This is a genomic window from Kocuria sp. CNJ-770 (assembly GCF_001942375.1).
GTDB lineage: Bacteria > Actinomycetota > Actinomycetes > Actinomycetales > Micrococcaceae > Kocuria > Kocuria oceani.
Map to the genome: position 1 here is coordinate 1 of NZ_MKJW01000161.1, position 9,496 is coordinate 9,496.

A 9,496-nucleotide genomic window follows, 5' to 3' on the forward strand; every position below is an offset into this window, starting at 1 on the left:
GGCGGGCGCCGGTCATCGGGCGGCGAACCAGCCGGTCACGGCGGGGGCGGTCCGCGGCGGGCGCCGGTCATCGGGCGGCGAACCAGCCGGTCACGGCGGGGGCGGTGTTCTGGTAGACGTGCTTGAGCTCCTGGTACTCGCCCAGGCCGGTGGGGCCGAGCTCGCGGCCGATGCCGGACTGCTTCATCCCGCCCACTCGCCTGCGGCAGGTAGGGGTGGAAGTCGTTGATCCAGATCGTGCCGTGGCGCAGGCGGGCGGCCACCCGCTGGGCGCGCCCGGCGTCGGAGGTCCACACCGCCCCGGCGAGGCCGTAGATGGTGTCGTTGCCGATCTCCACCGCCTCGTCCTCGGTCGTGAACGTCTCGACCGTGACGGTGGGGCCGAAGGCCTCGTTGTGCACGCAGTCCATCTCGCGGGTGCAGCGGTCGATCACCGTGGGCCGGTAGAAGAAGCCGCGCTCGAGGTCCAGCGAGCCGTCGGCGGAGGCGCCGGTGGCGAACCCGCCGCCGGTGCGGATCCGGGCGCCCTGCTCGCGGGCGCGCTCGACGTAGGCGTGCACCTTCTCCCGCTGCGCGGCCGAGATCAGCGCGCCGGTCTCGGCCTGCTCGTCGAAGGGCCCGCCGAGGCGGATGCCCTCGGCGCGGCGGACGAGCTCGTCGACGAAGCGCTCGGCGATCGACTCCTCGACCACCAGCCGCGCCCCGGCGGAGCAGACCTGGCCGGAGTGCACGAACGCGCCGTTGAGGGCGTTGTCCACGGCGGCGTCGAAGTCGGCGTCGGCGAAGACCACGTTGGGGTTCTTCCCGCCCAGCTCCAGGGCGATCTTCTTCACGGTGGGCGCGGCCGCGGCGGCGATCGCGCGGCCGGTCAGCACCCCGCCGGTGAAGGAGACCAGGTCCACGTCCGGGTGGTCGGCCAGCGGCGCGCCGGCCTCGGCGCCGGCGCCGAGCACGAGATTGGCCACGCCGTCGGGCAGGCCGACCTCCTGGAGGACCTGCATCATCAGGACCGCCGTGTGCGGGGTGAGCTCGGCGGGCTTGAGCACGAAGGTGCACCCCGCGGCCAGCGCCGGGGCGATCTTCCAGGCGGCCTGCAGCAGCGGGTAGTTCCAGGGCGTGATCATCCCGCACACGCCCACGGGCTCGGTGACGACCTTGGACACCACGGCCGGGTCCCCGGCGTCGACGACGCGGCCGGCCTGCTCGGCGGCGTTCTTGCCGAACCAGGTGAAGCACGCGGCGATGTCGTCCATGTCGATCCCGGACTCCACCAGGCGCTTGCCGGTGTCCAGGGACTCGGCGCGGGCGAACTCGTCCCGGCGCTCGCGCAGGCGGTCGGCGACCCGCAGCAGCAGGTCCCCGCGCTGCGGGCCGGGCACCGAGGACCAGCGGCCGTCGTCGAAGGCCCGGCGGGCCGCGGCGATGGCGCGCTCGGTGTCCTCGGCCGTGGCCTCGGCCACGACGCCGACCTCGGTGCCGTCGGCGGGGCAGACGATGGTGCGGGTGCCGCCGGCGGCGGCGGTCTGCCAGCGTCCGTCGATGAACAGGGTCGCGGTCACGGGTGTGCCTCCTTCGTCACCGCGGGGGTCTGCCCCGTCGGCACGTCGTGGATGTCGGTGGACCAGTCGGGGTGGCCCTCGGCGCCGGCCTGGATCTTGGACGGGCCGGTGTGGATGCTGAGGAAGGCCAGGTGGGCCTCCCAGTTGTCGAGGACGTCGTTGATGAGCTGCTCGCGGTTCCAGTCCATGACGTCGGTGCCCTGCGAGCCGGTCTCGTTGAAGACCTCGAGGCGGTAGTAGAGGTCCGAGTCGGGGTTGGTGCGGAACCCGCCGAAGGCCGGGACCGGGGTGGCCACGGGGTAGATCTGGTAGCAGAAGTCCCGGTCGTCGCCCATCGGCACGGTCAGCGTGTACTCGGAGAGCTCCTGGTAGCCGACCTCCGAGCTGGACAGCTCGGCGGCGTGGCCCTGGGCGCAGAACTCCTCGACGACCTCCGCCAGGGCGGGGGCCAGCACCTGCTCCTCGTAGCGGCGCACCGCCCGCGGGCCCGGGAAGGAGCCGATGCGGGTGAGCCGGCGCCGCCACTGGCTGTCGGGTCCCGGGGTGCGGGAGGCCGTCACGGAGCGACGGGTCGCGGAGCGGCCCTCGCGCTGGGAGCGTTCGGCGCGCAGGGCCTTCCAGAACCCGATCATCACGAGGTACATCACGATCGAGAAGGGCAGGCCGATGATCAGGGTGGCTGCCTGCAGGGTCGGCACCCCGCCGACGAGCAGCATCGCCAGGGTCAGCAGGCCGGTGGCCGCGGCCCAGAACACGCGCAGCCACTTGGGCCCGTCCTGGGTGGGGTCCTGGATGGTCGAGGTGAACGTGGACATCACGAGCGCCCCGGAGTCGGCGCTGGTGACGTAGAACAGCAGCCCGGACAGGGTCGCCAGCGCGATGAGCAGCGGCGCGCCGGGGTACTGCTCGAGCAGGGAGTAGAAGGCCCGCTCGGGGGTGTTCATGGCGGCCTGTCCGAACGCGTCGTCGCCGCCGGTGACGATCTCCAGGGCGCTGTTGCCGAAGACCGAGACCAGGATGAGGATGAACACGAACGGCACGGTCAGGGTCGCGACCACGAACTCGCGCAGCGTGCGGCCACGGGAGATCCGGGCCAGGAACAGCCCCACGAACGGCGCCCAGGCGATCCACCAGGCCCAGAAGAACAGGGTCCAGCCGGCCATCCACTCGGCCGCCCCGGTGTAGGCGAAGGTGTCGAGCGCCATGGAGGGCAGCTCGGCCACGTAGTCGCCGAGGTTCTTCACGGTGGCGTCGAGCAGGAAGGACGTGCGCCCGGCGAGCAGCACCCAGGCCACGAGGGCCACGGCCATCAGGACGTTGAGCTCGGAGAGGCGGCGGATGCCCTTGTCCACGCCGGAGACGCAGGAGGCGGTGGCCATGACCACGGCCACGACGATCAGGGCGGTCTGCGCGGCGACGCCCTCCTCGATCCCGAACAGCAGGTACAGGCCGTAGTTGAGCTGGACGACGCCGATGCCCAGGGAGGTCGCCACGCCGAAGATCGTGCCCAGCAGCGCGGCGATGTCGACCGCGTCCCCGGCTCTGCCGTGCACCCGCCTGCCGATCAGCGGGTAGAGGGCCGAGCGGATGCTCAGCGGCATGTTCCACCGGTAGGCGAAGTAGCCGAAGGCCATGCCCATCAGGGCGTACATGGCCCAGCCGATCACGCCGTAGTGGAACAGCGTCCACACCACGGCCATGCGGGTCGCCTCCATGGTCCCGCCCTCGCCGGCCGGGGGACCGTAGTACTGGGTGACCGGCTCGGCCACCGAGAAGAACAGCAGGTCGATCCCGATCCCGGCCGCGAAGAGCATCGCGGTCCAGGTGAACAGGTTGTACTGCGGCTTCGAGTGGTCCGGGCCCATCTTGATGGTGCCCTCGCGCGAGACCGCGACGACCACCACGAAGGCCGTCACCACGGCGGCGGTGAGCACGTAGAACCAGCCCATGTTGGTCGCGATCCAGCCGACCACGGCGCCGATCACCGTGGAGGCCTGCGCGGGGGCCAGGATCGCCCAGAGGGAGAACAGGACGATGCTCACGCCGGAGCCGGCGAAGACGGCGCGGTTGACCTTGGGGTGGGTCCGCGCACCCGGCGGACCTCGCTCTCGGGGGCGGATGTGGACGGGGCAGCGGTCATGTCGGGTCCTCCTGAGAAGGGTGGTCCGGATCTCGTGGGGTCGCCCGCACACCGGTCCGGGCGGACCGGGCGGGAGCGGGACGTCGTCGTCCCCGCGACGGCCGCTGTTCCGCCTGGACGGGACAGCGGCCTGCGTCACATGGTGTCACCAACCTTCCGGTTGGTAAAGTGGGGTGCATGAACTCCTCCAGCCGCGACCGCATCCTGAACGGCGCCCTCGAACTCGTGCGCAGCGGCGGCACGGTGTCCCTGGAGTCGACCGCCCGCAGGGTGGGGCTGAGCAAGCCGGGGGTGATGTACCACTTCCGGACCAAGGAGGCGCTCATGTTCGCCCTGGTGGACCGGGTGCTGGACGGCTGGGACGCGGAGATGGCCCGGCGCCTGTCCGCCCCGCCGGAGCAGGTGCCCGCAGAGGAGCGCGTGCGCGCCTACCTGGACTGGTGCCTGTCCGGGGAGGTGGACGAGACCGACCTCGTGATGCTCACCGACCAGCGGCTGCGGGCCAAGCTGAAGAAGCACTGGGTGGAGCGGATCGCCCCCTGGGTGGACCTCCCCGACGACCTGCCCGTCGAGCAGCGCACCCGTCTGCTGGCCGTGCGTCTGCTGGCCGACGGCGTGTGGTTCGCCGACGCCGCCGACGTCTTCCCCCCGGACCCGCAGGAGCGGGCGCGGGTGCGCGCGATCGCCGACGAGCTGCTCGCGGGCTGAGCGGCACGCCGCCGGCCGGAGCCGGCGGCCGCGTCCGGCGCCCCGCACCGGGGTGGCGGGGCGCCGGAACTCGTGTACAGTGGAGCGAAGTTGTTGAGGTTGTCGTTTTTGTATTTCAAGCAGTTCGGCCCATCCGGGTGCAGCAGTTTTTCTGAGAAGACGTTTTCCACGCATCACAACTCTTGTGTTTCTCGAACGTCGGGAAACGTTCATCTCACGAAAGATCAGGTCTCACCATGACTACCGGTATCGTCAAGTGGTTCAACGCTGACAAGGGCTTCGGCTTCATCACCCCCGAGGACGGCTCCAAGGACGTCTTCGCCCACTTCTCCGCGATCAACTCGGGCGGCTTCCGCTCCCTGAACGAGAACGACCGCGTCGAGTTCGAGACCCAGGACGGCCCCAAGGGCCCCCAGGCCGCGAACATCACCGTCATCTCCTGACGTTCTCCTCGAAGGGCTCACGGGCCCGTTGATCGTCCAGAACCGCCGCCGGGCCTGCGCCCGGCGGCGGTTCTGTCGTTCCGCCGGCAACAGCCTGCGGACTCTCGCACGCGGCGCCGGTGGGTGCCGCGCCGCCGGATGTCGTGCCGTCGGATCTCGTGCCGTCGCCGACCGGGAGGAGCTCGCATGACCGGACCCGTTTCGTCCCGTCCGCCGGACGAGGAGGACCCCTTCGTGGTGAACCGCGTCTCCGACGCCGAGCTCGACGTCTCCGTGCCCTTCGAGCTCGAGGTCTGCGAGTGGGAGCTGGACGGCTCCGCCGACGAGGCGGGGGAGGGCTGGGGCTCGGCCGGGGACTACGGCCTGGAGTGAGCCGCCGCGCCGCGGGAGCCGCTCCGCCGAGGGCCACGGCGCCGCACGCGCGACGGCGGCTCCCGGACGTCCGGCGCCGTGGCGCCGACCGCACGACGAAGGCCGCAGCCCATCGGGCTGCGGCCTTCGTCGTGTCCGGCCCGCCGACTACGCCGACAGCGGGAGGGACGCGGGGTGGAGCTTGAAGAACGGGTGCCGCCCGGTCGCGGCCAGGGCGCCGGGGACGAGGAGCTGGCGGTACTTGGCGCACCATTGCGCGGTGCCCGCCGTGTGCTCGGCCGCGGCGGCGAGGTCGTCGGCCTCCGCGCTGAGGTACTCCTGCACGTCGCCGTCCGTCGAGGTGATCCGGACGAGGTGCAGATCGGGGAGGGCGGTGACGGTGACGTCGACCCATTCCTCCCGCTGATCGGTGGTGGAAGTGATTCTTTCTTCGGACATGGTCATGTTTTCTCCTGACGTTCTTGCGGGCATCCGATGCCGTTGCCCGCCGCTTCGTCATCCGATCCACCCGGGAACATCGGGTTGGCGCACAGCGGGTCGGAGCCCCTCCGCGGTCCCTCCGGAAGGCGGTGCGCCCTCCGTCGAGCACGCGGATGCCGCATCTCGAGAAGCAGATCCAGGCTACCCCGCGCCTCCGACAGACCGGCAAGACGGCCATGACTTGTGTGACCGAACCGTGATGTCGGCCGCAATGCCGGGGCCGCCCGGGTACTCGAAGCCCATTCCAGCGCAACGATGTGTCGGCGAGGTGTCGCCGCGGTGACGGGACGGGGAAGGTCGGCTCACACGCCCGGCCCCACCGGCCGGGCGGGACCCGGCGGGGAGGATGTGGTTGAATGGGGGCAGCTTCAAGAGATCCGGTCGCCAAGCTCCGACTAGACCGGGCACCAACCCCATGTTCACGGGTGGTTCGGATGACGAAGCGGCTCGCATCGCCGCCGTGGCGGCACCCGCTGCGAGCAAGAGCGCCCGAAGGATCCTGGTCATGTCAGACGCCCTTCCCACCGTCGTCGCCGCCCGTCCGGGTGGGCCCGCCCCCGTTCCCGAGGCTCCGGCCGTGCTCGGCTGCGCGGCGATGAGCATCGACGACTACGCCCGGGTGGTTCAGGCGCGCACGGAGTTCGTGGACTTCCTGCTGGCGCCCGTCCGCGGCCGCCTCGCCGCCGCGGCCTGAGGACCGGCGGAGGATCCACGCCATGGACCTGCTCCTGGACCGCTCCGTGCTGCTCGGCGTGCGCACCCCGGAGCGCGCGCCCGAGCTGACCGCCGCCCTGCGCCGGCACGGCCACCGGCGGCTGTTCCTGTCCGCCTTGGTGCTGGGGGAGCTGCTGTCGGACCGGCCCGACGAGACGCCGTGGACCGAGCAGCTGGAAGCGCGCTTCCCGGACCGTGTGCTCCCCGTGGACGCCGCGGTGAGCCGGGCGTGGGGCGCTCTCGGCGCCGCGGGGACGGCCGACCCGGTGGCCGGTCTGACCGCGGCCACCGCCCTGGTGCACGGGCTGACGGTGCTCAGCGCCGAGCCCGGACGGTACGCCGGCACGGGCGTGCCCGTGCTGGACGCGGTCCCCGCCCGGGGATAGGCCTCAGACGGTCCGGCGGTGGCGCGGGCCGCGGGCGCCCAGGGCCACGGCCCGGTCGTAGTGCTCCATCAGCTGCCCGACCAGCACGTCCCAGGTCCGGCCCTGCACGGCGGCGTGCGCGGCGGCCCCGAAGGCGGCCCGCTTCGCCTCGTCGCCGAGCAGGTCGGCCACGTGCCCGCGCAGCGCCGCGAGGTCCCCCGGCGGGTAGAGCCAGCCGGTGCGGGAGGAGTCGACGAGATCCACCGGACCACCCCGGCCCGTGGCCACCACCGGCACCCCCGAGGCCATGGCCTCCTGCACGGTCTGGCAGAAGGTCTCGAACTCGCCCGGGTGCACGAACACGTCGAGGGAGGCCATGATGCGGGCGAGCTCGGCCCCGGAGCGGCGACCCGTGAAGTGCGCGTCCGGCAGGCGGCGCCGCAGCGCCTCCTCCTCCGGCCCGGACCCCACCACGACGAGGCGGGTGCCGGGCAGGTCCGCGACCGCGGCGAGGTCCTCGACCTGCTTCTCCGGGGCGATCCGGCCCACGTAGCCCACGATCCGGCGGCCGCCCGCGACCTCCGCCCGCCACCGCTCGTCGCGGTGCCGCGGGCAGAAGCGGGCGGTGTCCACGCCGCGCCGCCACAGGTGCACGTCGCGCACCCCGTGCGCGGTGAGCTGCGCCACCGCCGAGGAGGAGGGGGCGAGGGTCAGGGCCGCGGCGTTGTGCATGCTCCGCACGTGCCCCCACAGGAGCTGCTCGAGGAAGGGCGCTCCGTACTTCGCCGCGTAGCCGGGCACGTCCGTCTGGTACACGGCCACGGCCGGCACGCCGAGCTGCTGGGCCGCGAGGATCGCCCGCCGGCCGAGGACGAACGGGGAGGCGACGTGGACGACGTCGGGGCGGAACCGCTCCAGGTGCCGGCGCACCCGGGCCACGGTGCCGCCGGCCACGCGCACGTCGGGATAGCCGGTGAGCGGCAGGGCCGGCAGCCGGTGCACCGGCACGCCGTCGAGGCCCTCGACGACGTCCTCGGCGAGGCGCCCGAGCGGCGCGGGGTCGTAGGAGGGCGCCAGGACCACGACGTCGTGCCCGCGGGCGCTCAGCTGCTCGACCACCCGCAGGACCGAGTGGGTGACACCGTTGAGGTGGGGGAGGAACTGTTCGGCGACCACGGCGACTCTCATGGCGCCGAGCCTTCCCGGCACGGGCGTCCGCCGGGGGAGCGGCACGTGGCCCGCCGGTGAAGGCCCCGTGAAGCCTCGGCCCGGGCCCCGGAGGCGTGGGAAGATGGGCGGTGATGAACTCCCTAGGCTCTTCCTCCCCCGCCCCGTCCACCGACCGCCGCGGCGTGCCCATGCCGCTGTGGCTGCAGGGCGTGGTGGAGCTCGGCTCCGTGGCCGTGGTCTCCTACCTGCTGATCCTGCTGACCGTTCTCATGGTGTGGCTCGCCGACGGCTTCGACTCGCTCGGGCTGACCGGCAGCTTCGTGCTCTCCGGCCAGGTGTGGCTGCTGGCCCACCTCACCCCGCTGCAGGTCGCCCTGGACCCCGGGGCCGGACTGCCCGCGACCACCGGGACCGTCAACCTCGTCCCGCTGGGCCTGACGCTCGTGCCCTTCGTGCTGGCCTGGCACGCCGGCCGGCGGCTGGCACGGGCCTGCTGGGAGGGCCAGTTCTGGCAGCCGTACCTGAGCGGGCTCGCGGTGTACTCCGCCGCGGGGGCCGTGGCCGCGCTGCTCTTCGGGACCGGCGAGATCGCGGCGGGACCGGCCGCCGCCGCGGTGTTCCCCCTCGTGCCGGTGGCCCTGGGCGCGTTCGTCGGGGCGTACCGGGCCTCCCGCTCCCTGCCCGGGCTGATCGGCGTCAACGCCGCCGCGTGGGTCGAGCGCACGAGCCAGTACTCGCGGTGGGCCGGTTCCTACGTGTGGGCGGTGCTGCGGGCGGGCTTCGTCGCGGCCGTCGCCGGGGTCGGTGCCGGGGCGGCGCTGCTGGCCGCCGCGCTGCTGTGGAACTGGAACGACGTGGTGAACGTCTACCAGCGGCTGGGCACCGGGGCCCCGGGGGACACCGCCCTGACGGGCCTGCAGCTGGGCTACCTGCCGAACCTCGCGGTCTACGCCCTCGCGTGGGCCACCGGCGCGGGCTTCGAGGTGGGGGACGGCACGCACACGTCACCGCTGGGCACGCAGACCGGGCCGGTCCCGCTGCTCCCGGCCCTGGCCGCGCTGCCCCCCGGCGAGCTGCCGTCCTGGTCGGCGGTCGTGGTCGTGCTGCCGGTGCTGGCCGGGGTGCTCGCCGGCTGGTGGTTCCTGCGGGAGGGCGAGAACCACCTCGACGACTGGATGGCCATCCGGCTGCCCGCCCGCTGGATCACCTTCCCGCTCTCCACGCTGCTGACCGCGCTGTTCATCGGCGCGGTCGCGGGCGTGCTGGCGATGCTGCTGAGCTGGCAGGCGCAGGGCTCGCTCGGGCTGGGCCGGCTCACGGTGATCGGCCCGCACGGTCCGGACGTGCTGCTGTGGTTTGGGGCGGAGGTGGCCGTGGGGGCGGTCGTGGGCTACGTGGTGGGCCCGTGGCTGGAGCGGGAGCCGCCGTTCGCGCCGCTGCGCGGCGGCGCCGCCGGGGCAGACCCTGAGGAGGATCCCCGGGGGACGGGACCGGGGGAGGACCTCGGGCCGGGCGGGCCGGGCGGGAGGCCCGGCCCGGGCGCCG

The 9,496-nt window shown here is 73.2% G+C and carries 9 protein-coding genes, 1 pseudogene and 2 riboswitches; of the genes and pseudogenes, 6 read left to right on the forward strand and 4 right to left on the reverse strand.

The annotated features are described in order from the left end of the window. Window positions 1-67: 67 nt before the first annotated feature. Window positions 68-1,559: pseudogene (locus BJF77_RS18655) on the reverse strand (aldehyde dehydrogenase family protein). Continuing rightward, complete coding sequence (gene betT, locus BJF77_RS18660; protein ID WP_369821448.1) at window positions 1,556-3,601, reverse strand: choline BCCT transporter BetT; 2,046 nt, start codon at window positions 3,599-3,601, stop codon at window positions 1,556-1,558. The pseudogene BJF77_RS18655 and the gene betT overlap by 4 nt, the downstream one beginning before the upstream one ends. A gap of 275 nt (window positions 3,602-3,876) precedes the next feature. Between betT and BJF77_RS18665 the strand changes: the two genes are divergently transcribed. The 3 genes from BJF77_RS18665 (at window position 3,877) to BJF77_RS18675 (ending at window position 5,222) form a co-directional block, all read left to right on the forward strand. Then, window positions 3,877-4,407: a TetR/AcrR family transcriptional regulator gene (locus BJF77_RS18665; RefSeq protein ID WP_047804983.1), complete on the forward strand. Its 531-nt coding sequence runs from the start codon at window positions 3,877-3,879 to the stop codon at window positions 4,405-4,407. Window positions 4,408-4,643: 236 nt separating this feature from the next. Further along, window positions 4,644-4,850: a cold-shock protein gene (locus tag BJF77_RS18670; protein ID WP_047804984.1), complete on the forward strand. Its 207-nt coding sequence runs from the start codon at window positions 4,644-4,646 to the stop codon at window positions 4,848-4,850. A gap of 186 nt (window positions 4,851-5,036) precedes the next feature. Then, the gene (locus BJF77_RS18675) at window positions 5,037-5,222 is read left to right on the forward strand and encodes a hypothetical protein (RefSeq protein WP_075873105.1); all 186 of its coding nucleotides are present in this window, start codon (window positions 5,037-5,039) and stop codon (window positions 5,220-5,222) included. A gap of 147 nt (window positions 5,223-5,369) precedes the next feature. Here BJF77_RS18675 and BJF77_RS18680 read toward each other — a convergent pair whose 3' ends face one another. Continuing rightward, window positions 5,370-5,660, reverse strand: a complete 291-nt coding sequence (locus BJF77_RS18680; RefSeq protein ID WP_255396365.1) for a hypothetical protein — start codon at window positions 5,658-5,660, stop codon at window positions 5,370-5,372. A 14-nt stretch (window positions 5,661-5,674) separates the two neighbouring features. Next, window positions 5,675-5,788: riboswitch (SAM riboswitch) on the reverse strand. A gap of 280 nt (window positions 5,789-6,068) precedes the next feature. Further along, window positions 6,069-6,194: riboswitch (SAM riboswitch) on the forward strand. Window positions 6,195-6,207: 13 nt separating this feature from the next. On the opposite strand from BJF77_RS18680, the gene BJF77_RS18685 reads away from it, so the two are divergent. Both BJF77_RS18685 and BJF77_RS18690 read left to right on the forward strand, forming a co-directional pair. Beyond that, on the forward strand, window positions 6,208-6,396 hold the full coding sequence (locus BJF77_RS18685) for a hypothetical protein (RefSeq protein ID WP_047804987.1): 189 nt from the start codon (window positions 6,208-6,210) through the stop codon (window positions 6,394-6,396). A 22-nt stretch (window positions 6,397-6,418) separates the two neighbouring features. Then, a complete protein-coding gene (locus BJF77_RS18690; protein ID WP_075873107.1) occupies window positions 6,419-6,802 on the forward strand; it encodes a PIN domain-containing protein in 384 nt (127 codons plus the stop codon). Between the two features lie 3 nt (window positions 6,803-6,805). On the opposite strand, the gene BJF77_RS18695 is transcribed toward BJF77_RS18690, so the two are convergent. Next, window positions 6,806-7,969, reverse strand: a complete 1,164-nt coding sequence (locus tag BJF77_RS18695) for a glycosyltransferase family 1 protein (protein WP_075873108.1) — start codon at window positions 7,967-7,969, stop codon at window positions 6,806-6,808. A gap of 113 nt (window positions 7,970-8,082) precedes the next feature. Here BJF77_RS18695 and BJF77_RS18700 point away from each other — a divergent pair. After that, window positions 8,083-9,496 (forward strand): DUF6350 family protein (locus tag BJF77_RS18700; RefSeq protein WP_075873109.1); only part of this gene is annotated, 1,414 nt, incomplete at its 3' end.